This is a genomic window from Roseomonas sp. KE2513 (genome assembly GCF_016107305.1).
In the GTDB taxonomy this organism is placed as follows: Bacteria; Pseudomonadota; Alphaproteobacteria; order Acetobacterales; family Acetobacteraceae; genus Roseomonas.
The window spans coordinates 58,038-78,092 of record NZ_RCVR01000025.1 but is presented as its reverse complement, the minus strand read 5'-3'; the positions used below and the strand labels follow the sequence as shown (position 1 = coordinate 78,092).

At 70.4% G+C, this 20,055-nt stretch carries 24 protein-coding genes; 5 read left to right on the top strand and 19 right to left on the bottom strand.

The window, feature by feature from the left end; translation table 11 throughout:
- The 3 genes from D9599_RS21470 to D9599_RS21460 form a co-directional block, all read right to left on the bottom strand.
- On the bottom strand, positions 1-1,114 hold a 1,114-nt coding region (locus D9599_RS21470; RefSeq protein WP_198383333.1), incomplete at its 3' end, for an alpha/beta fold hydrolase.
- Positions 1,115-1,208: 94 nt separating this feature from the next.
- Positions 1,209-2,081 (bottom strand): ABC transporter permease, encoded by an 873-nt coding sequence (locus tag D9599_RS21465; protein WP_198383332.1) that lies wholly within the window; start codon positions 2,079-2,081, stop codon positions 1,209-1,211.
- Positions 2,071-2,919: an ABC transporter ATP-binding protein gene (locus tag D9599_RS21460; protein ID WP_198383331.1), complete on the bottom strand. Its 849-nt coding sequence runs from the start codon at positions 2,917-2,919 to the stop codon at positions 2,071-2,073. Before D9599_RS21460 ends, D9599_RS21465 begins: the two co-directional genes overlap by 11 nt.
- A gap of 278 nt (positions 2,920-3,197) precedes the next feature.
- Here D9599_RS21460 and D9599_RS21455 point away from each other — a divergent pair, with 278 nt between their 5' ends.
- A complete protein-coding gene (locus D9599_RS21455; protein ID WP_198383330.1) occupies positions 3,198-3,611 on the top strand; it encodes a rhodanese-like domain-containing protein in 414 nt (137 codons plus the stop codon).
- 42 nt (positions 3,612-3,653) lie between these two features.
- Here D9599_RS21455 and D9599_RS21450 read toward each other — a convergent pair whose 3' ends face one another.
- From D9599_RS21450 to nth, 3 genes are all read right to left on the bottom strand, one after another.
- On the bottom strand, positions 3,654-4,658 hold the full coding sequence (locus tag D9599_RS21450; RefSeq protein WP_198383329.1) for a tripartite tricarboxylate transporter substrate binding protein: 1,005 nt from the start codon (positions 4,656-4,658) through the stop codon (positions 3,654-3,656).
- Positions 4,659-4,750: 92 nt separating this feature from the next.
- On the bottom strand, positions 4,751-6,268 hold the full coding sequence (locus D9599_RS21445; protein ID WP_198383328.1) for a hypothetical protein: 1,518 nt from the start codon (positions 6,266-6,268) through the stop codon (positions 4,751-4,753).
- Between the two features lie 166 nt (positions 6,269-6,434).
- Positions 6,435-7,199: an endonuclease III gene (gene nth, locus D9599_RS21440; RefSeq protein ID WP_198383327.1), complete on the bottom strand. Its 765-nt coding sequence runs from the start codon at positions 7,197-7,199 to the stop codon at positions 6,435-6,437.
- Between the two features lie 129 nt (positions 7,200-7,328).
- Between nth and D9599_RS21435 the strand changes: the two genes are divergently transcribed.
- The gene (locus D9599_RS21435) at positions 7,329-8,018 is read left to right on the top strand and encodes an HAD hydrolase-like protein (protein WP_198383326.1); all 690 of its coding nucleotides are present in this window, start codon (positions 7,329-7,331) and stop codon (positions 8,016-8,018) included.
- On the opposite strand, the gene D9599_RS21430 is transcribed toward D9599_RS21435, so the two are convergent.
- The 3 genes from D9599_RS21430 to D9599_RS21420 are packed head-to-tail and all read right to left on the bottom strand — an operon-like array spanning position 7,983 to position 10,200.
- Entirely contained in the window at positions 7,983-8,657 is a 675-nt protein-coding gene (locus D9599_RS21430; RefSeq protein ID WP_309228677.1) for an amino acid ABC transporter permease, read from the bottom strand. The genes D9599_RS21435 and D9599_RS21430 overlap by 36 nt on opposite strands.
- 4 nt (positions 8,658-8,661) lie before the next feature.
- Positions 8,662-9,345 carry an amino acid ABC transporter permease gene (locus D9599_RS21425; protein ID WP_198383325.1) on the bottom strand — a complete coding sequence of 228 codons (684 nt, stop codon included), beginning with the start codon at positions 9,343-9,345 and terminating at the stop codon, positions 8,662-8,664.
- Between the two features lie 3 nt (positions 9,346-9,348).
- Positions 9,349-10,200 carry a transporter substrate-binding domain-containing protein gene (locus D9599_RS21420; protein WP_198383324.1) on the bottom strand — a complete coding sequence of 284 codons (852 nt, stop codon included), beginning with the start codon at positions 10,198-10,200 and terminating at the stop codon, positions 9,349-9,351.
- A gap of 176 nt (positions 10,201-10,376) precedes the next feature.
- Here D9599_RS21420 and D9599_RS21415 point away from each other — a divergent pair, with 176 nt between their 5' ends.
- Positions 10,377-10,592, top strand: a complete 216-nt coding sequence (locus tag D9599_RS21415; RefSeq protein ID WP_198383323.1) for a hypothetical protein — start codon at positions 10,377-10,379, stop codon at positions 10,590-10,592.
- Here D9599_RS21415 and mtnA read toward each other — a convergent pair.
- Genes mtnA through D9599_RS21400 form a run of 3 tightly spaced genes read right to left on the bottom strand, consistent with a single transcriptional unit; the run spans position 10,589 to position 12,660 of the window.
- Complete coding sequence (gene mtnA, locus D9599_RS21410; protein WP_232480754.1) at positions 10,589-11,686, bottom strand: S-methyl-5-thioribose-1-phosphate isomerase; 1,098 nt, start codon at positions 11,684-11,686, stop codon at positions 10,589-10,591. The genes D9599_RS21415 and mtnA overlap by 4 nt on opposite strands.
- A 4-nt stretch (positions 11,687-11,690) precedes the next feature.
- A complete protein-coding gene (locus D9599_RS21405; RefSeq protein WP_043829505.1) occupies positions 11,691-12,191 on the bottom strand; it encodes a UPF0262 family protein in 501 nt (166 codons plus the stop codon).
- The gene (locus tag D9599_RS21400; protein ID WP_198383321.1) at positions 12,184-12,660 is read right to left on the bottom strand and encodes a DUF983 domain-containing protein; all 477 of its coding nucleotides are present in this window, start codon (positions 12,658-12,660) and stop codon (positions 12,184-12,186) included. Before D9599_RS21400 ends, D9599_RS21405 begins: the two co-directional genes overlap by 8 nt.
- Positions 12,661-12,761: 101 nt before the next feature.
- On the opposite strand from D9599_RS21400, the gene D9599_RS21395 reads away from it, so the two are divergent.
- Positions 12,762-13,439 (top strand): aspartate/glutamate racemase family protein, encoded by a 678-nt coding sequence (locus D9599_RS21395; RefSeq protein WP_232480753.1) that lies wholly within the window; start codon positions 12,762-12,764, stop codon positions 13,437-13,439.
- An 18-nt stretch (positions 13,440-13,457) separates the two neighbouring features.
- Here D9599_RS21395 and D9599_RS21390 read toward each other — a convergent pair whose 3' ends face one another.
- The 7 genes from D9599_RS21390 to D9599_RS21360 all read right to left on the bottom strand — a co-directional run bounded on the left by D9599_RS21390 (position 13,458) and on the right by D9599_RS21360 (position 18,375).
- Complete coding sequence (locus D9599_RS21390; protein WP_198383320.1) at positions 13,458-13,724, bottom strand: hypothetical protein; 267 nt, start codon at positions 13,722-13,724, stop codon at positions 13,458-13,460.
- 60 nt (positions 13,725-13,784) lie between these two features.
- Positions 13,785-14,198: a hypothetical protein gene (locus D9599_RS21385; RefSeq protein ID WP_198383319.1), complete on the bottom strand. Its 414-nt coding sequence runs from the start codon at positions 14,196-14,198 to the stop codon at positions 13,785-13,787.
- Positions 14,199-14,267: 69 nt separating this feature from the next.
- The gene (locus D9599_RS21380) at positions 14,268-14,567 is read right to left on the bottom strand and encodes a hypothetical protein (RefSeq protein WP_198383318.1); all 300 of its coding nucleotides are present in this window, start codon (positions 14,565-14,567) and stop codon (positions 14,268-14,270) included.
- Positions 14,568-14,627: 60 nt separating this feature from the next.
- A complete protein-coding gene (locus tag D9599_RS21375) occupies positions 14,628-15,596 on the bottom strand; it encodes an N-carbamoyl-D-amino-acid hydrolase (protein WP_198383317.1) in 969 nt (322 codons plus the stop codon).
- A gap of 121 nt (positions 15,597-15,717) precedes the next feature.
- Positions 15,718-15,996, bottom strand: coding sequence for a hypothetical protein (locus D9599_RS21370; RefSeq protein ID WP_198383316.1), 279 nt, complete (start codon positions 15,994-15,996; stop codon positions 15,718-15,720).
- A gap of 22 nt (positions 15,997-16,018) precedes the next feature.
- Positions 16,019-17,410 (bottom strand): dihydroorotase family protein, encoded by a 1,392-nt coding sequence (locus D9599_RS21365; RefSeq protein WP_198383315.1) that lies wholly within the window; start codon positions 17,408-17,410, stop codon positions 16,019-16,021.
- A gap of 35 nt (positions 17,411-17,445) precedes the next feature.
- Positions 17,446-18,375, bottom strand: a complete 930-nt coding sequence (locus D9599_RS21360) for a LysR substrate-binding domain-containing protein (RefSeq protein WP_198383314.1) — start codon at positions 18,373-18,375, stop codon at positions 17,446-17,448.
- Between the two features lie 101 nt (positions 18,376-18,476).
- On the opposite strand from D9599_RS21360, the gene D9599_RS21355 reads away from it, so the two are divergent.
- On the top strand, positions 18,477-20,006 hold the full coding sequence (locus tag D9599_RS21355; protein ID WP_198383313.1) for an MmgE/PrpD family protein: 1,530 nt from the start codon (positions 18,477-18,479) through the stop codon (positions 20,004-20,006).
- The last annotated feature ends 49 nt before the right edge of the window (positions 20,007-20,055 follow it).

Genomic DNA, 20,055 nt, shown 5'->3' with positions numbered 1-20,055 from the left:
CAACCTTCAGCGCGTGGTTGGCCACGGGCACGCCCGCATAGGCGCCGACCTGCAGCAGCACCTCCGCGATCTCCTCGGGCAGCACGCCGGTGTTACGTGTCGCGCGCACGTGCAGCGCGAACTCCCCCTCCCGCGCGAGGGCAGCGGTGATGGCGAGGGTGAGAAGGGAGCGGGTGTGCCGCGGCAGGCCCGGCCGGGTCCAGATCCCGCCCCAGACATTGCGCGTGATGTAGTCCTGGAAGGCCCTATCAAGCTCCGTGATGCCGGCGCTGGCGCGGGCGACGTGCTCCTCTCCGAGAACAGCCTTTCGAACGGCCATGCCGGCCGCGAAAGCATCCTCTTCCGGCGCCGGGGACAGATGCGCGAGCAGCGCCTTGGTCACCGCCTCAGCGGCCTCGAAGGTCGGGATATGCGCCACGCCCGGCAGAACCATTAGCTGGCTGCCCGGGATCGCGTCGCGGATCGCCTCGGCCGCGGAAACCGGGGAGGCCTGGTCCAGCTCCCCCACCACGACGGTCGCGGGGCCGTGCATCCGTCCCGCCAGCGTCGCGGCCCGCGCGTCGCGCAGCGCGGCCGCGCAGGCAGAATAACCCTCCGCCGGGGTCGCGAGCAGCATCGCCCGCAAGGCGCGGGAGGAGGGAAGCGCCTGGTCCGCGACCCAGCGCGCCATCACGCCGTCCGCCACCGCCGCCATGCCGCCCGAGGCGATCGCCTCGATCCGTTGCTGCCAGCCCTCCGGCGGCGGGAACTCCATGGCGGTGTCGAGCAGAAACAGGGTGAGCACCCGATCCGGCCGGCTCGCCGCCATTTCCATCGCGATGCGCCCGCCGATCGAGATGCCGCCGAGATGGGCGGCGCGGATGCCGAGATGGTCGAGCAGCGCGAAGGCGTCCTCAGCCAGCACCGCCATGGTCGCCTCGCCCGGCACCGCCGAGGTGAGCCCGTGGCCGCGGAGGTCGAAGCGGATCACGCGGTGCGTGCGGGCCAAGACCTCCGCCTGCGGGTCCCATACGTGCAGCGAGGTACCGAGGCTGTGCAGCAGGAGAACCGGCGGCGCTCCGGGCGGCCCCGCCACCTGCACATGCACCGACATGCCGCCCAGCGCGATGAACATCCGCCCGTTCACTCCCCCGGCCGGCCCGAGCCGCGCCATTGGGCTAGGCGTAACACGGGCACCCCCGAGCGAAAACCCGGGGGTTATTCCCTTCTCAGACGCCGGCGACCATCACCTGGCCCTGGTCCTGCCCGCGCATGGCCCAGCCGGTGGTGCGGTTCTCGATGGCGACGGCCACGACATACATGATAACGCCCATGACGCCCGTGATGATGAGGCCGGCGAAGACCAGCGGCACGTCGAAGCGGGAAGAAGCGAGCATCATCAGGTGCCCGATGCCCTTATTCGCAGCCACCGTCTCCGCGATGATCGAGCCGACGAAGGCGACGGTGATCGCGATCTTCAGCGAGGCAAAAAAATAAGGCATCGCCCGCGGCAGACCGACCTTGCGGATGATGTCCGACGGCCGCGCGCCGAGGGCCCGCAGCACGTCGCGGAGCTCGGGTTCCACCGTCGCGATGCCAGTCGCCACGTTCACGACGATCGGGAAGAAGGAGATAAGGAAGGCCGTGATCACCGCCGGAACCGTGCCGATGCCGAACCAGATCACGAGGATCGGCACCACCGCCACCTTCGGCACCGAGTTGAAGGCGATCAGCAGCGGGTAGAGACCGTGGTAGAGCAGCGTGGAGGAGCCGATGGCCACCCCCAGCAGCAACCCGAAGACGATGGCTAGCGCGAAGCCGATGAGTGTCGTCATCAGCGTCTGCCAGGAGTTGTCGAGCAGCGGCAGCCACCACTTCACCATGCTCGCGATGATCGCGGAGGGCGCGGGAAGGATGAACTGCGGGATCTCGAAGGCGCGGCAGATCACCTCCCACAGCAGGAAGGTGCCGACGATGATGATCCAGGGCAGCGCCGACTGAAGCCGCCGGCGGCGGCGCGCGGCGGCCGAGAGGGCTTCGATGCGACGCTGCGCCGCGGTAGGTGCGGCCGGGGCAGTGGCGGGCGAGACGTCAAGCGGCATGGGGAGCCTCCTGCGGGGCCACCGTGGCGACGGGAGCATCGTCACCGCGACGGGCGGCGCTGATATGCTCGCGCAACTCGTGGACGAGTGCCTGGAAGGGCTGCGTGTAGGTCATTTCAAGTGAACGGGGGCGCGGGAAGGGCACCGTCCGCTCCGCGATGATCCGGCCTGGCCGGGCGGACATGATCATCACGCGGTCCGCGAGGAACACCGCCTCCTTTAGGTCATGCGTCACCAGCACGACCGTGGGCTTAAGGATCCCGCAGACCCCCTCCAGTTCCACCCAGAGATCCTCGCGCGTGAAGACGTCGAGCGCGCCGAAGGGCTCGTCGAGCATCAGCAGCTGCGGATCGTGTATGAGCGCCCGGCAGAGGCTCGCCCGCTGCTGCATGCCGCCCGAGAGCTGGTGCGGTGTCTTCTCCTCGAAGCCCTTGAGTCCGACCAGCTCGAGCAGCTTGCGCGCCTTGTCCTCGTACATCGCGCGCTCGCCGCGCAGGCGCCGGCGGTGCGGCTCCACCACTTCCAGCGGCAGCATCACGTTCTGAAGGATCGTGCGCCAGGGCAGCATGGTTGGGGCCTGGAAGGCCATGCCGGCGATGGAGAGGGGCCCGTCCACCTCCTTGCCCGCCACGATCACGCTGCCGGCCGAGCAGGGCCAGAGGCCCGTCACCAGCCGCATGAGGGTGGACTTGCCGCAGCCCGAAGGCCCGACCACCGCAACGAACTCCCCCTTGGCGATCCGCATGGAGGTGTTGCGCAGCGCGAGCGTCCCCTCCGTGCCGCCATACCGCATGGAGACGTCGTCGATCTCCACGAAGGGCCTCTCGAACCCGGTCATACCCGAACTGGCCTCCCGATCACTTTCCCCGGCCCGACCAACCACGGCCAGCCTGCTTGGCAATCCCTTCCGGTCCACGGGCCCCGCTGGACCGCCGCGTCCCGGCGCGCGGGGCGCCGAAATAGCCCGACCCTCCTAGCAAGGGGCGCGCCAGACAGGGTAGTGGAAAGCTCTCCGCCCAGGATGGGTGCATGTGCGGGCGCTACACCCCCTGGTGGCGGCGGGGCGCTCGACCAATCTTGCGCGGGAGCCATAAATCCGCACCGAAGGAGCGCGCCATGCCGGTCGAGGACATCACCCCCAGCGACAGCTACGAGGCCCTTCGCACCGATCCCGACGCGTTGCTGGTGGATGTGCGGACCGATGCGGAGTGGAACTTCGTCGGAATCCCCGACCTTTCCGCCACGGGCAAGCAGCCGGTGCTCATCCCCTGGCAGGTCTACCCCTCCATGGGCGTGAACGGCGCCTTTGTGGAGCAACTCCGGCGCGCGGGTGCGACGCCGCTCAGCAAGCTCTACTTCCTCTGCCGTTCCGGGGCGCGCTCCCTCGCTGCCGCTCAGGCGGTGCAGGCGGCCGGCTTCCCCAATGCCTATAACGTGGCCGATGGCTTCGAGGGACCCGTGAATGCCGACGGCCACCGCGGCACCACGGCCGGCTGGAAGGCCGACGGCCTGCCCTGGCGCCAGCGCTGACCTGAAGCGGGGAGGGGGCACAGGCCCCCTCGCTATCCCGCCTTATTCAACCTGTATATTGGCGCGTCGGGCGACTTCGCCCCAGCGCCGGGTCTGCTCCGCCACGAAGTCGCGGAAGGCGTCGGGCGACATGGTGTTGGCCGTGATGCCCAATTCCTCGTAGCGGGCGCGGATCTCGGGCGTCCCGATCGCCGCCAGCGCCTCGCGGTTCAGCCGATCAACAATCGGGCGCGGCGTCGCGGCAGGGGCGAAGAGGCCGTGCCAGGACACGCTCTCAAAGCCCGGCAAGGTCTCGGCAATGGTCGGAACGTCGGGCGCCTGCGGCACCCGGTTCAGGCTGCCCACGCCGAGGGCACGGATACGCCCCTCCTTCGCATGCGGCCACGCGGAGGAGAAATTATCGAAGGCCATGGGCAGCTGGCCGGAGAGCATGTCCGTCATGATCTGCCCGCTGCTGCGATAGGGCACGTGCACCGCCGTCGTGCCGGTCAGCTGCGTGAACAGCTCCCCCGCCAGATGGATCGAGGTGCCGACCCCGGAGGAGCCGTAGTTGATCACCCCCGGCCGCGCCTTCATCAGCGCAATCAGCTCCGGCACCGTCCGGGCCTGGATGTTGTTGGCAACCACGAGAAGGTTTGGCTGGCTGCCCAGAAGCGCGAGCGGTGCGAAATCCCGAAGGTTGTCGAAGGGAATGCGCGGATAGATCGAGGCATTGATCGCGTGGCTGCTGATCGTGCCCATGCACAGCGTGTAGCCATCCGCCGGCGCCCGCGCGCAGGCCTCCGCGCCGATGTTGCCCCCGGCGCCCGCCCGGTTGTCCACCACCAGCGGCTGGCCGAGGCGGCGCGACATCTCGCCGCCCACGAGGCGGGCGATGAGGTCGGTGGTGCCGCCGGCCGCGAAGGGCACAATCACGCGGATCGGCTTGTTCGGATAGCCCTCCTGGGCGAGCGATGGCAGGGGCGCGAGCGCCATGGCGAGGGCACCGGCGGCCCCCAGCAGGGCACGCCTCGCGAGGCCGCTCCGGAAGGGACGGTTTCGGCGCATGGCTGTTTCCTTCTTCCGCCCGGCCATCGTCAGGCTGTGGCCGCGCTTGTTCAGGCTTTGCGGCGCGGCGGGCCTTCGGTCAAGCCGGGCGCTCAGCCCGCGCCGGCCGGCACCCAGACCTCCAGCGTGCCCTGGCGCGGGCGGGGCGTGAAGGTCGTGAAGTCCTGCACCATCCAGTCCCGCCCGAGGCTGCGGGCAAGCGCCTCGGCATCGTCCTGATCCACGGGGTTGAAGTAGCGGATCACCCGGCGGGATGGCGTGGCGCCGACGACGCGCCGCTCCACCGGCACGCCGAAGCTGCTGAGCTGGTCCACCAGGATCTCCACCCCGTCCCAGAGCCCGGGCGGGTAGTGCACCACGATCCGCCGGCCGAGAGGCGCGGGCGCGCGGGGCACCTCGGCCTGCGGCCCGGGCGTCGGCACAAGCGGCTCGCCGCGATAGCCGGGGAAGCGCGACGTGGCCTGCCGCGGCGACGAAGGGGGCGATGCGGGCGGCGGCGCGGGTGGTGGTGGCGGCAACCCGGCCTCGGCCTCCGGCCTGGCGGCGGGCGCGGCAGGAGAGGGCGGAACCGGCGCGGGGCTCGCCTGCGGCGGCACGGGCAGGATGGTAGCCTCCTGCACCGCCTCCGCCGTTGCGCCCGCCCCCGTTTCCGCAGGGCGGCCGCCGAGCAGCGCGGTGGCGACCCCTCCGGCAACCAGCAGGGCAGCCAGGGCTGTGTAGAGAAGGAGGCGCCTACGGGACCGTCGCCCGGCCCGCGAGGTGGGTAGCGGCGGGCGAGGGGGCACGACCGGCGCGCGGCGGGGCAGGGCAAGCTCGGCCATCGTCGTCGGCGACTGCTGACCGGCGCGAGGCGCCTCCTGCGGCATCGCCGTCACCCGGGCATGGCGGATCGCACCCGCCTCCGCGGCGGGGGCCGCCGCGGGAGTCTCGGCGGGCGGGCGGCGCGCCGGGCCATCAAGGTCGGGCGGCACCGCCGCCGGAAGCGGCGGCCTCTCCCGCCAGAGCGCCGGCGCCACCTGGGGCGGTGGCGCAGACCGCGGTAAGGGCGGCAACTCCCTCGCCGTAACCGGCGGCTCTGCCGGCGCCTCCACGACCGGGACATCCGCCAATGGCGGCTCAAGGGACGACGCTGCTGGCAGCACCGGCGCCGGTGACGGCAAGGACGCGGCAGGTTCGGCCGGGGCAGCCGCCGGGGCCTCGCTGGCCTCGATCACGCGTCGCAGGCCCGCGGGCCATTCCCTGATCTGCGTCGGGATGGGCGGCAGGGCCGCGAACTGAGGATCAAGGACGCTGGTCAGCCGCCAGAGGTCCTCGCCAGTAAGGGAGTGGTAGATCACCGGCAGGTCGGTCGGCCCACCGGCCTCCTCCAGCCGCTTGAGAAAGGAGGCAACCGCCCCGGGCGTGGTCTCGGGCGCGAGGTCGAGCAGGGCGACGCCAAAATCCGGGTGCAGGGCCGTGAAGCGCGGCTCCTCCCTTTCAACGGCTCCCTTCGTCGGGCCGGGCCTGTGGCGCAGCACCTGCCAGCCGAGGTCACCCAGGGCTTCCTCGGCGGACAGGTCGGTCGCGGCCTCGGGCTGCAGGTCGGCGAAGGGGTCTGTCGCTGGCTTCATCACTCTCCGGGCCTCCCTCGGGCCGCGGAAGCGGCGCGGGGTGGGGCATGGACATGGGGCGGGCCGGGGCTGACGGCCGCAGGGAAGCGCGCGGAGGTATCGGGCGCGGCGGCGCCTGTCACTTCACGATGCTGGGTGTGCGCGAAAGGGGGGACTGCTCGGCCGGTCACGCCACCCGGCCGCCGCCCTCCGCCAGGGCCGCGTGCTCCGCCGCGCCGGTGCGCGCCGGACGCGTCCGCGCCTGTCCAGTGGGGCAGAGGTCGAGCAGCACGCAGCGGGTGCAGGCCGGCGCACGAAAGTGGCAGGTGCGCTGCCCGTGCAGCATCAGCACCTCATGGTGATCGTAGACCGCCTGCGAATCCCACTCCTCCGGCAACATCGCTTCCAGCACACGGTGGGAGGGCCCGACCGACAGCGTCTCCGGGATAATCCCTAGGCGTTGCGCCACTCGGTGATGGTGGCTGTCCACGGGCAGCGCACGCGCGCGCAGCGCGGAGAAGGAGAGCACCGCCGCGCTTGTCTTTGGTCCGACGCCGGGGAGGGATTCCAGCCAGGCCCGCGCCTCCGTCACCGGCATATCCGCCAGGTGGTCGAGGTTAAGCGAGCCGCGCCGGCCGGTAATAAGGGCAAGGATGCGTTGCAGGGCAGGGGCCTTCGCCTCCGGCCAAGTGCAGGGGCGCAGCGCCTCCTGCACCTCGGCCACCGGTGCGTCCCGCACCGCCTCCCAGTCCGGAAAGCGCTCCTTAAGGTTGCGGAAGGCGCGGGCACTGTCGGCGTTGCGCGTGCGGTGGGAGAGAAGGGAGGAGACCAGCTCCTCCATCGGCCCGTGGGCGTGAAAATACCCGATTGGGCAGTTGAAATGCTCGCAGAGCCGGCGATGGGCTTCCAGCAGGCGCTCGCGCGGCGCGGTGATCGGGGCGAACTCGGCCATGCGGGGATCCCAGCTGATGCAGTGGAACGCTGCGTGGACGCCGCGGTTCCGGGGCGGGCTCCGCCGCTGTCCGCGTCGCCTTGCGGAGCGCCCGATTGACGACACGTGCGGCGCGGCCAAGTAGGAGGCGTGCCCGCCCCGCCAAGCCGCCCGCGGCCCTACCGCCTCGTCATTTTTGACTTCGACGGCACCCTGGCCGACAGCGCAGGATGGGTCCTCCATGCCTTGACCGAAGCGGCCGGTCTCTACAACTTCCGCCGCATCACCGCGGACGAGGCCTCGATGCTGCGCGGCTGGGACAACCGCGCGATCATCCGCTATCTCGGCGTGCCTTTCTGGAAGCTGCCGTCCATCGCGCGCCACATGCGCGAGCGCATGGCGGCGGAGGCGGATCGCATCTCCCTCTTCCCAGGTACGGAGGAGACGCTTCGCGGCCTGCTGGCGGCCGGTGCCACGCTCGCCATCGTCAGCTCGAACGCCGAGCCCACGGTGCGCCGCATTCTCGGTCCCGAGCTTTCGACTGATATCGCGGCCTTCGAGTGCGGCGCCTCGCTCTTCGGCAAGGCGCGCCGCTTCCGGCGCGTGCTGCGCCGCCTGGGCGTCCCACCGGGGGAGGCCATCGCGATCGGTGACGAGGGCCGCGACATCGAGGCAGCGCGCGCGGCCGGCATAGACACGGGCGCGGTGACCTGGGGCTACGCGACCGCCGCCCTGCTGGCCACCCGCCGCCCCACCGTCACCTTCGAGCGGATGGAGGAGCTGGTGCCGCGCCTGCTCGGCGCGCTACCGCCCGGCGATGGCCTTGTTCTCCAGCCGTGAGAGCAGCCGCACCACCGGCCAGAGAATGACGAAATAGGCCAGAGCCGCCGCCACGATTGGTGAGGCGTTGTAGGTCACGCTCTGCGCCTGCCGTGCCTGGAACAGCAACTCCGGCATTGCGACGACGGAGGCGAGAGAGGTCAGCTTCACCACCTCCAGCGTGTTCGAGACGAGGTCCGGGAGCACGTTCCGCACCGCCTGCGGGATCACGACGAGCCAGAGCGCCTGCCAGGGCCGAAGCCCGAGCGCGCGCGCCGCCTCCATTTGCCCCGGTGGCACGCTGTCCAGCCCCGCGCGCAGCACCTCCCCGTAATAGGCGCCGGTGTTGAGGAAGAAGGCGAGCGCCACCGCTCCCCAAGGCCCGAGGTCGATCCCCATGAAGGGCAGCCCTGCATAGAGAAAGATGAGCAGCACGAGCGGCGGGAGGGAGCGGAAGGTATCCGTCCAGACCGCAAGCGGCAGCCGCACCCAGGGGCTGCGAGAGCGCGAAAGCAGCGCGATGGCCATGCCGCCGAGCAGCCCGAGCGGCACCACCACAGCCGAGAGCAGCAGCGTCTGCCCCAGACCGCGCGCAAGGATCGGCCAGGCGCGCAGCACGATCTCGAGGTTCAGGAAGTTGTCGACGAAATCTTCCAGCACGTGCCTATCGACCCGGAATGGCGGCGCGCCGCTCGATCCACCGCCCGATGCCGACCACGGGCATGAAGAGCAGCGCATAGGCGATGGCGCCGAGCGTGAGTGGCGAGGGGTTGCCCGAGAAGGCCATGGCCGATTGTGCCGAGCCCAGGATCTCCGCGACGCCTACTACGGAGGCCAGCGCCGTGCCCTTCGTGATCGCAATGGTGCGGTTGGTGAGCGGCGGCACCACCATCCGCACGGCCTGGGGCAGGATGATGCGGAAGAGGATGGTCAGGAAGCGAAGTCCCAGCGCGCGCCCTGCATCCCACTGCCCGCGCCCCGTGGCCGTGATGCCCGCCCAGAAGATCTCTTCCGAGAAGGCCGCGAGCACGAGGGTGAGCGACAACCAGGTGGACCAGAAGCCCGAGAGCGAGAGCCCCATCCCCGGCAGCCCGAAATAGAGCAGCACGATGATCACCAGCGGCGGCAGAGCGCGGAACAGGTCCACTAGGAAGATGATGCCCAGGTTCACCAGCTTCACCCCGAAGGCTCGCAGCACCGCCAGCGCGAGGCCGAGGGCGAGCCCCGACGCGACGATGAGCGCAGCGAGCGCCACCGTCAGCACGAAGCCGGCCGCGATCTTCGGCAGCCACTCCGCCATCACCCTCGCGTTGAGAAAGGTGAAGGCGAAGCCGTCCAACCCTCCCACGGCTCAGTTACAGCGCGGTTCGTGCGGCGTCGGGTCGTAGCCGGGCAGGTCGGGCACGCCGTAGCCTGGGAAGACGGTGTTCTCCGCGTCGTCGGCTGCGGGCTTGGCTCCGAACCACTTCTCGGAAAGGGCGGCGAGTGAGCCGTCGCGCTTCATGCACTCGAGCACGTTCTCGACGGCGTCGCGCAGCGCCGTGTTGTCACGGCGAAAGGGCGCTGCCCAATGCGCGCGCGTCTCCCTCAGCACGAAATCGGGCACCAGGTTGCGCTGCTGGCTCGCCGCATACTTCACCACCGTATTGCCCGCTAACACGGCATAGGCGCGGCCGGAGACCACGGCCTGCACCGCGTCGGGGTTGGTGTCATAGGCCTGGATGGTGAAGCCGAGCCGCTCCGCATTCGCCTGGGCCCAGGCGTCATAAGCGCTGCCCTTGTTCACGGCGAGTGCCTTGCCGCGCAGGTCTTCCAGGCTGCGGATCGGCGTGCTGCCGCGCCGGATGCCAAGCTGGAACTCGGTGAAAAGATAGCCTTCGGTAAAGAGCATCCCCTCCGCCCGCTCCTTCGTCACCGTCACCGGTGCCGCAAGGAAGTCGTAACGCCCGGCGTTCAGCGCGGGGACAAGGCCGGAGAAAGAGGCGCTATCGACCGTGATCTCCCGCCCCATGCGCCGCGCGACCTCGCGGAACAGGTCCACGTTGAAGCCCTGAACGCCGCCTTCCAGCCGAGGGAAGGCGTGGGGCGCGAAGGTGCCGTCCACGGCAGTCCGCAGCGGCGGCCCCCCCTGGGCTCCTGTCTGGGCGAGGGACGGAAGGACAGGCAGGGCGGCCAGAACGGCAGCGAGCAGGAGGCGTCGCATCGGTGTCTCCGGAAATGAGGCGTCGGAAGCCTCGCACGCAAGCTCCGGGCCGTGGAGAGGGGGGAAGGCTTCGCCCTGCACGTGCCCCATTCCTGCCATCATCCGGTCGCGCGATCGCCGCGTGACGGCCGTTCTATCTGCTGGTCATCCGGCGCATCGCCGGGATGGAGGTTGCCATGGACCGCATCGCCCTCTCCCTCGTGGCCACTGGCCTCGTCGTGATCCTTTCCACTGTTATCTCCGTGCTCGGCGGCACGGCCGGCGCGATGGCCGACCTGACGGCGCCCGGCGCCGCCCTGGGTGGGCTCACGATCGTCGGCGGCCTCGCCATGCTGGAGCGCCGCGCCTTCGTCGCGGCCCGCCACACGCCGGGCCGCGCCCTTTCCGCCTAAGCGGCCTTCTCGGGGTAGAGGGCCGAAAGGCCCGCCTCGCTCGCCTCGCAGCGCCCGCGCTCGGTGATCAGCCCGGTCACCAGGCGGGCGGGCGTCACGTCGAAAGCCGGGTTCGCGGCCGGGGTTCCCTCGGCGGCCACCCTTACGGTCGCGACCGTGCCGTCGGGCAGGCGGCCCGTCGCGTCCGTCACCTCGCTGCCCGAACGCTCCTCAATCGGGATCTCGGCCAGCCCGTCGCGTACCTTCATGTCCAGCGTGGAATGCGGCAGGGCGACCCAGAAGGGCACGCTGTTGTCCCGTGCGGCCAGGGCCTTGAGATAGGTGCCGATCTTGTTCGCCACGTCCCCCTGACGGGTCACGCGATCGGTGCCGACCAGCACGATATCGACTAGTCCGCGTTGCATGAGGTGGCCGCCCGCATTGTCGGCCACCAACGTGTGCGGAACCCCGTGCGCGCCCAGCTCCCAGGCGGTCAGCGCGGCGCCCTGGTTGCGCGGCCGCGTCTCGTCTACCCAGACGTGCACGTCCATGCCGAGGTCGTGCGCCTGGTAGATGGGCGATAGCGCGGTGCCGAAATCCACTGTCGCGATCCAGCCGGCATTGCAGTGCGTTAGTACCCGCACCGGCTCGCCCACGGGCTTGCGGGCGGCGATCTCCTGCAACAGCGGCAAGCCGTGCACACCGATGCGGCGGTTTGTCTCCACGTCATCGTCGCAGATGGCGGCAGCCTCGGCATAGGCGGCGTCCGCCCGGCGCTCGGGCGGGTGATTGCGGACGGCCGCGCAGATGCCATCGAGCGCCCACTTCAGGTTAACCGCCGTGGGTCGCGTTTCGTTCAGCATAGCCGCCATGCGCTCAAGATTCTCAATGGAGGGATCCCGCCGCAGTGCCATGGCCAGCCCATAGGCACCGACCGCCCCGATAAGCGGCGCGCCGCGCACCTGCATGGTGCGGATGGCCGTCGCCACCGCCTCCTCATCCGAGAGGCGGAGCTTCTCCACGGTCCAGGGAAGCCGTGTCTGGTCGAGGATGCCGATGGAATGGCCGTCCTCCTCCAGCCAGACGCTGCGATGGGGCGTGCCGTCGATGTTCAAGGGCTCAGATCCGCTGGTGCATGGCACAGACAAGGGTGAAGAGGCGCCGCGCCGTCTCGAAGTCGAGCACGACCCGGCCATCCAGCCGCTCCCGCAGCAGCTCCGCCGCCTCGTTGTGCAGGCCACGGCGCCCCATGTCGATCGCCTGGATGCGGGCCTCGGCCGCGCCCTCGGTCACCGCCTGCTCGTGGCCCTCGATGACCATCTGGTAGTCCTTGATCAGGCGACGGAAGGGGCCGAGGGCGAGCATGTAGGCGTGCAGCGGTGCGTCACCCTCGTCGCGAATGTCGAGCAGAAGCCGCCCGTCACGCAAAGCGAGGTGCAGCACATAAGGACCGGGCGGAAGGCCCTCCGGCGAGAAGCGGTTGCCCTCCAGCAGGTCAGCCACGGCCTGCTGCCGGTCCGCCTCCGCGAAGGGGGAGGGGAGCGGCGCGTGATCCGGGAGCTCGATCCGGATGATGTCCCGCGACACGACCTCCCGCTCCGCCAGAGCCAGTTCAGCCATCGCGCAGGGCTCCGGGAGGGTTCGGCCCGTCGCGCGGCGGCTCACCATCGGCGAAGCCCAGTCGCAGCATCCAGGCGACCACCGCCCCCTTCACCGGGCGCAGGAGCAGGGTACAGATGATCGCAAAGAGGGGCAGCCAGACCACCATGTGCAGCCACATCGGCGGTTCATAGGCCCGCTCAATCCAGAAGATCGGCGGCAGCAGGATGTGGCCGGCCAGGAAGATGACGATATAGGGCGGTGCATCGTCGGCCCGCAGCACGCCGAGCGGCGCATGGCAGACCGCGCATTCCGGAACGACGGTCAGATAGCCCTGGAAGATCCGGCCCTGGCCGCAGACGGGGCAGCGCCCGACGAGGCCGCGGCGAAGCCCGGTCCAGAAGGAGGGCGGGGAGACACCCTCGGCGCGCAGGGCCGACTCGGGCCGCCAGGCGGCCACGTTCTGCGGTACGCCGGGCTGGACGGGCATGGCATGGATCCTCCGCACAGGTGGGGTGAACGCAATCCCGCCCTGTCTTGTTGCATTGCAATATGGGCGCCCAAGGGGCGCGCGGCAAGGCTGGCGCGGGCTTGCCCCCCTGCGCCGCCGCCGTCACCATCCCTGGCATGGAACGGCGCATCCTCGTTGTGAACCCGAATCAGGACGCGGCCTGCACGGCCGGGATCGCGGCCGCCGTCGCGCCTTATGCGCGGCCAAGCCACGCCCGCTTCGACACGATAGGCCTGCCGGATGGCCCCCCGATGATCGCAAGCTGGCGGGATTGGTACTCGGCCACCCTGCCGCTGGTTTCCGCGGTGCAGCGGGAGGCGGCGGATGCCTACGTGGTCGCCTGCGTCTCCGATCCCGGTATCGAGGCGGTGAAGGAGGTGACGGATCGCCCGGTCATCGGCTGCTTCCGCGCCGCCACGCTGGGCGCCCTCGCGCGCGCCGACCGCTTCGGCGTTATCGCCTTCGTGGAGGCGAGCAAGGAGCGGCAGCGCCGGGTGCTGCTCTCGCTTGGGGTCGATAAGCAACTCGTCGGTAGCGTAGCGCTGAACCTCACCCTGACCGACCTGATGGATGAGGAAGGGCCGCGCGCGGCGCTTCTGGCGGCCGGTCGCCAACTCGTGGCCGCCGGCGCCGGGGCTGTGGTCCTGGGCTGCACGGGGATGGCAGGCCATCACGCGTTCCTCCAGTCGGCGCTCGGCGTGCCGGTGATCGAGCCCTGCGCAGCAGCAGCAGCCCAGGCACTTCTCGCGATTGCCTGAAGGCTGCCGGTCCCCGCCTCAGCGGATCGTTGTGACCGCAGTCCCGGCGTCGCGCCCCTGAGCTGCCGTCTCAGCCGCCACAAGGCGTCGTTCGCGCTCCCAGTAGCTGCGGCGAAGCTTCCGTGCTTCGCGCTCCCGATACTGAGCCTCGGAGCCGACGGTAAGCGCCGGCAAGTCAGGCAGGGCGAGAATGTCACCGAACAGCGCATCCCCGGCACTCGCGGGCGCGGCGGAGAGCAGCGACACGCCCAGGGTGGCGATCAGGGCGACGTCACGAGGGCGCATGGCAGGTTTCTCCTGCAGCCCCAACGTCCCCACCCCGCAGCGGTTGCTTGCGGATCCGCCTCAGCGCCGGCGGCGCTCGTCGTCCAGGCGCCGCCGTTCATCGGTCAGTCGGCGCTGCTCCTCATCGAGCCGGCGCTGCTGCTCGGCCAGCTGGCGGTCGCGGTCTGATCGCCCGCGGTCGTCGGAATAGCCGCGGCTGTCGCGACGATCGCGGTCGTTGCGGCGCTCGTCGTCGTAGCCGCGGTCGCTGCGGCGATCGTAGTCGCGCTCACGGCGGATCTCGTCGCGCCGGATCTCGTCGCGACGCCGGCGCTCATCTTCCTCGGCGCGGCGGCGGGCGTCCTCTGAGTTGCCGCCGCCGAATTGGCGCACCGCGCCCTCGAGCAGCTGGTTGATGTCCTGGGCTCGGGCGCCGGTCGCCGCCAAGGGGGCAAGCAGGCCGAGTGTGGCGGAAAGAAGGAACTGGCGGCGCATCTCGTGCTCCCCGTGAACTATTCTTCATGGAGAGAACGCCGCCCGTCGGCCGTCGTTGCCGTGTTGGGCTCAGCGCTGAGGGTTGTCGCTCAGCAGGGGAATGTTGGATTCCGGCACCGTCCGAGAGGTCACGCCGGGTGTAGAGAGACGCTCGGGCGTGAGGGTCGGCCGGTCCCGGTTCAGATCCTCGACGAGTGGCGGCCCGCCGATCCGCCCGCCCGTCGCCAGCTCGCGAGCGGCGTCGTCCACGCGGTCCTCCGCTTGGTCACGCGCTACCTGACGCTGCGCCTCCAGCTGCGCGGGGCTCTGTGTATGGGCAAGCGCGAGAGGCGCCGCGGCGAGAACCAGGGAAAGGACGAGACGGCGCATGGCGGGATACCTCCGGGGCCTCAACGCGCCCCGGGGCATCGTGGTTGTCACTCCCGGTTGTCAGCCGCGCGTTGGCTGCCACGCTGGCGGCGCTTCCGCGCCCGTTTGCGCGGTGATGCGGTCATAAGCCTCCACGCGGCGGTGGGCGGCGAAGTTGAAGATCGTCTCCCTCCCCAGGCGGCACATGTCGAGATCGAGGTCCGCCGTGATCAGCTCGTCATCCCAGGAGGTCGCCTGGGCCATGATCTCGCCCTGCGGGTTGACGATGATAGAGTGGCCGAACAGCTCGTGCCCGTCCTCCACTCCGGCCTTCGCGGTGGCGATGCCGAAGGTGGCGTTCTGGTAGCACCCCGCCTGGATCGAGAGATGGGAATGGAGGACGCGCAGGTGGTGCGCCTCGAAGCCGCGGTTATCCATGTTCAGGCTCGGCGTGTTGTAGCCGAGCATGACGAGCTCGACCGACTGCAGCCCGAGCACGCGCCAGGCCTCCGGCCAGCGGCGGTCATTGCAGATGAGCATGCCGATATTCACCGGCCCCGCGCCGCCGACGGGCGCGCGCACCACCGGGAAGCCGAGGTCGCCCACCTCAAAGTAGCGCTTCTCCAGGTGCTGCACCGTGCGGATCGGGTCGTGCTCCGCGTGACCGGGCAGGTGGACCTTGCGGTACTTGAGGACGATCTCGCCGCTCGGATGCACATAGGCAGCGGTGTTGAAGTGCCGGCCGTCGGGCGTCTTCTCCGCATAGCCGAGATGGAAGCCGATACCGTATTTCCGCGCGGCCTCGAAGAGCGGCGCGGTAGCGTTGGAGGGCAGCGAGGTCTCGAACCAGTGGTCCGCCGCCGCGCGGTCCTCCTCGTACCAGCGTGGAAAGAAGGTGGTCAGCGCCAACTCGGGGAAGACCACCACCTCCACGCCCCGGCGATGCGCGGCCTCCATCAGGCGCACCATGCGGCCGACCGCGACCTCGCGGCCCTCGGCCTTCTGGATGGGGCCGAGCTGGGCGGCGGCGACGGTCAGGCGGCGGGACATGCGAGGCGCTCTCCGTGGTGGTGCGCGCACACTATATATGTGTGCGTGAAGGAACAGCCCGGAAGGCGCCGAGGTCAGGCAGCTCGTGGAAGCGGCGCAGGGGCGTGGCCTCTACCTCCGTTCACGTCGTCCCGTCGGGGCGGCGCCAGGGCGCGCGGTCCGGCGGCGGCGGCGCGCGCCGGGCGGGAGGAGGGAGCGCGGCTTCCACCCGCTTCGGCTCCTCCGCGCGCTCCTCGGGTATGAGGCGGACCGCGAGCCACCAGCCCGCGCGGCCGCAGAGCACCGCACAGAGAAGGGCGATGAAGGCGTTCGGCACGGAAGTGCCAGGCCCCGTCAGCCACACCCAGCCGCCGAAGCCGAGCAGCGCGGCGAGCACTGCGTAAAGCAGCGGCTGCTTCATCGCGTCCTCTCCCTCGCCTCCGTCACACGGCCGCGGGCAAGGCCACGGGAAGCGCGTTCTGGCGCGGCACGAAGCGCCCGTCGCCGGGCTTGGCCAGCACCTGCGCCCCGTCCCACACGCAGCGCCCGCGCAGGTAGGTGGCCGCGACGCGCCCGCGAAGGGCGCGGCCATGATAGGCGGAGTGCTGGAACTCTGGCCGGTCGAGGATCGCCGCCTGGTCGAAGACGAAGTCGCCCCGCTCAATGACGCAGAGATCGGCATCGCCGCCCACTGCGATGCTTCCCTTCTTCGGCGCGAGGCCGTGGTAGCGGGCGGGCTCCGCGGCGCAGTAGCGGGCCATGAGGGTGAGCGGCAGCCCACGCTCCTCCAGAAGGGTGAACATGATGGGCGCAAAGCTCTGCATGCCTGTCAGCCCGGCGCCGAGGGCGAAGATGTCGCCCTGGTAGACCTTGCGTTCGCGCTGCCAGGGCGCGTGGTCGGTGGAGACATAGGCCACCTTCCCGGCCAGCAGCGCGGCCCACATGCGCTCCACCTCCTCGGCGGTGCGGAAGGGCGGGTTGCACTTCCCGAACCCCTCAAGCCGGACGATGTCCTCCTCCGTCATGCAGAGATAGTGCAGGCAGGCCTCGCCAGAGGAGCGGGCGCCGGCGCCGCGGAAATCCTCGGCGATCGTGAAGCCGCGTGCGAGGGAGGAGTGCGCGATATGGACATGCGCGCCCGTCTCCAGCCCGATCTCGAAGATGGCAAGGTTCGCGAGGTTCTCGGCCAGCGGCGGGCGGGTGCGGCAGTGCATGATAGGATCTGTCCGCCCGGCGGCCTTCGCCTCGGCGGTCAGCTTCATCACCAATTCCTGGTCCTCGTTGTGCACGGCGACCATGAGGTTCGTCTTTGCGATCTCGGCGAAGGCCTCGCGCATCAGGCCAGGATCGATCCGCGGGAAGCGCACCGCGTCATACTCATAGGTGGAGAACTTGAAGGAGCAGGCCCCAGCCTCGGCGAGCCCCGCGATGGCTTCGACACCGCCCGACTTCCTGATGGTGCCGTAGAGGGCAACGTCCACATGGGCGAGACGGTGCAGCCACTCCACCTTGTCGCGCAGGATCGCGGCGTCCGTTACGGGCAGGGGAATGTCGTAGGGCATGTCGACGCAGGTGGTGACCCCGCCGGCCGCGGCCGACATCGTCGCACCCTCGATGCCCGGCCAGCCGATGGAGCTTGCGGTGTGCATGTGCCCGTCCACCAGACCGGGGAAGACCAGCCGGCCGCGGTGGTCCTCGGTCGCCGTCGCCGCCGGCGGCTCGCCCTCGCCGATCGCCGCAACCGTCTCGCCCCGTACGGCCACGTAGCCGTCCCGAAGGATCCTGTCCGGCAGGACGAGGTCGCCAAGGATCACGCGGTCGAAGGTCTGGCTCATGCTCTGGTCCCGGCTCTGCTGCGGTGGGCCGGAGGTTAGGGCAGATCGCCCGCCCCGTGTATCCCGGGCGCCGCGGGGAAAAGCTCCTCCACCAGCGACAGCGCGAGGGAGGTCACCTCGCCTTCCCGCTCGGCATTCCAGGCGAGTGCCACGCCCACCGCGCGGATAGGGCCGGCGAGCGCACGGAACGCCACGCCGGGCGGCCGCAGCCGCGCCATGCCCGAGGAGACGAGGGCGACGCCCAGCCCCGCCGAGACAAAGCCGAGCTGCGCCATGGCCGACCCAACCTCCCGCACCGTCCGCGGCGCGAATCCGGCGCCGTGGCAAGCAGCGACCATGGCATCCGCATAGGCCGGTGAGATCGAGCGCGGCAGCATCAGCATCGCCTCGTCCGCGAGCAGCGCGAGGGGGAGGGGATTGGGCGCTGCGAGCAGCGCGTGTCCCTCGGGCAGCGCGACGAGAAGGTGGTCATCGCCAAGCGGGCGGATGCGGATCGGTGGCCGCGCGCGGTCGTCGCGTAGCAGGGCGATGTCCACCTCGCCACGCCGCAGCGCCTCCATTGCGTCCGCCGTGTCCATCTCTCGCACGGAGACCGCCGCCTCCGGCCGCGCGGCGGAGAGGGCGCGCACGAGAGGCGGCAATTCCTCCAGCAGCGCGGAGGTGACGCAGGCGATGGCGGCCGGCGCGTGGCGCCCCGCGCGCAGCTCGCGCGCCAGCGCCTCCAGCGCGCCCGCATCCTCGGCCAGGCGCCGCGCGAGCGGCAGCAGCGCCTCGCCCGCCCGCGTCGGGCGCGTACCGCGGCCGCCGCGCTCCAGCAGCCGCACGCCAAGTTCCTTCTCCAGGGCCTGGATCTGTGCGGTGAGCGGCGGCTGCGAGAGGCCGAGGCGCGCGGCGGCGCGGCCGAAATGCCCCTCCTCCGCGACCGCGAGGAAATGGCCAAGCCGGCGGACGAGGCGGAAATCCATCGCTCATACGAGAAGCCTATCGCGCAGCCCCGTCAATCGGATTGGACGATCAAGCGCGCCGGGTGCAGAACCGCGGACGTAGGATTCCAAGGGAGACGCCAATGCAGTCCCATGCCGTGAAGGTCTATCCGTCCAAGGCGCTGTTGAAGCGCGAGGACCAGCTCGCGTGGAAGATCGCGACCGTTGCCGCCGACCCCGTGGCCGTGCCCGAGGACACGGCCGCGATGATCATCAACCGGGTGATCGACAACGCCTCCGTCGCCATCGCCGCCATCAACCGCTCCGCGCCCACCTCCGCCCGCCAGATGGCGCTCGGCCATCCGCGGACGGGCGGCGCGACCGTGTTCGGGCTGGATCCCTCCCAGCGCGTCTCGCCGGAATGGGCGGCCTGGGCGAACGGCACGGCGGTGCGCGAGCTCGACATGCACGACACCTTCCTTGCCGCCGACTACTCCCACCCCGGCGACAACATTCCGCCGATCCTCGCCGTCGCGCAGACCATGGGCAAGTCGGGCGCCGAGCTGCTGCGCGGCCTCGCCACCGGCTACGAGATCCATATCGACCTCGTGCGCGCCATCTGCCTGCACGAGCATAAGGTGGATCATATTGCCCACCTCTGCCCCGCCCAGGCCGCCGGCCTCGGCACGCTGCTCGGGCTGGACCAGGCGACGATCTTCCAGGCGGTGCAGCAGGCGCTCCATGTCTCCGTGACCTTCCGGCAGAGCCGCAAGGGCGAGATCTCCTCCTGGAAGGCCTTTGCCCCTGCTCATGCCGGCAAGCTGGCCGTCGAAGCGGTGGACCGCGCCATGCGAGGGGAGGGCGCGCCGAGCCCGATCTACGAGGGTGAGGACTCTGTCATCGCCTGGGTGCTCTCCGGCCGTACCCATCGCTACCAGGGCGACGTGTATGAGCCCGTCTACTATCAGGTGCCGCTGCCCGGGCCCGGCGAAGCGAAGCGCGCCATTCTCGACAGCTACACGAAGGAGCACTCGGCGGAGTACCAGTCCCAGGCTCTGATCGACCTCGCCTTCCGCATGAGGGAGCGGATCAAGGACCTCTCCCAGGTCGAGAAGATCCTCCTCCACACCTCTCATCACACTCACTACGTGATCGGCACCGGCGCCAACGACCCGCAGAAGATGGACCCGAAGGCCAGCCGTGAGACGCTTGATCATTCGATCATGTACATCTTCACCGTCGCCCTCGAGGACGGCCGCTGGCACCACGTGGACAGCTACGCCCCCGAGCGCGCCGCCCGCCCCGAGACCGTCCGTCTCTGGCACAGCATGGAGACGCGGGAGGATCCGGAGTGGACGCGCCGCTACCACTCGCGCGACCCGAACGAGCTTGCCTTCGGCGGACGGGTGGAAATCACCCTCAAGGACGGCACCGTGCTGGTGGACGAGCTGGCGGTGGCCAACGCCCACCCACTGGGCGCGAAGCCCTTCGGCCGCGCGGACTACATCCGCAAGTTCCGGATCCTGACCGACGGCATCATCGACAAGGCCGAGCAGGACCGCTTCATCGCGGCGGCGGAGAACCTGCCGAACCTCAAGGCCGGGGAACTCGACCAGCTCAACGTGCGCCTGCCGGAGGGCCAGCTCGCCGTCGGCCGCTCCGGCATCTTCTGATCGAACCCGCGCCGCCGGCCCTCCCGGCGGCGCGCCCGCCCCACACGGA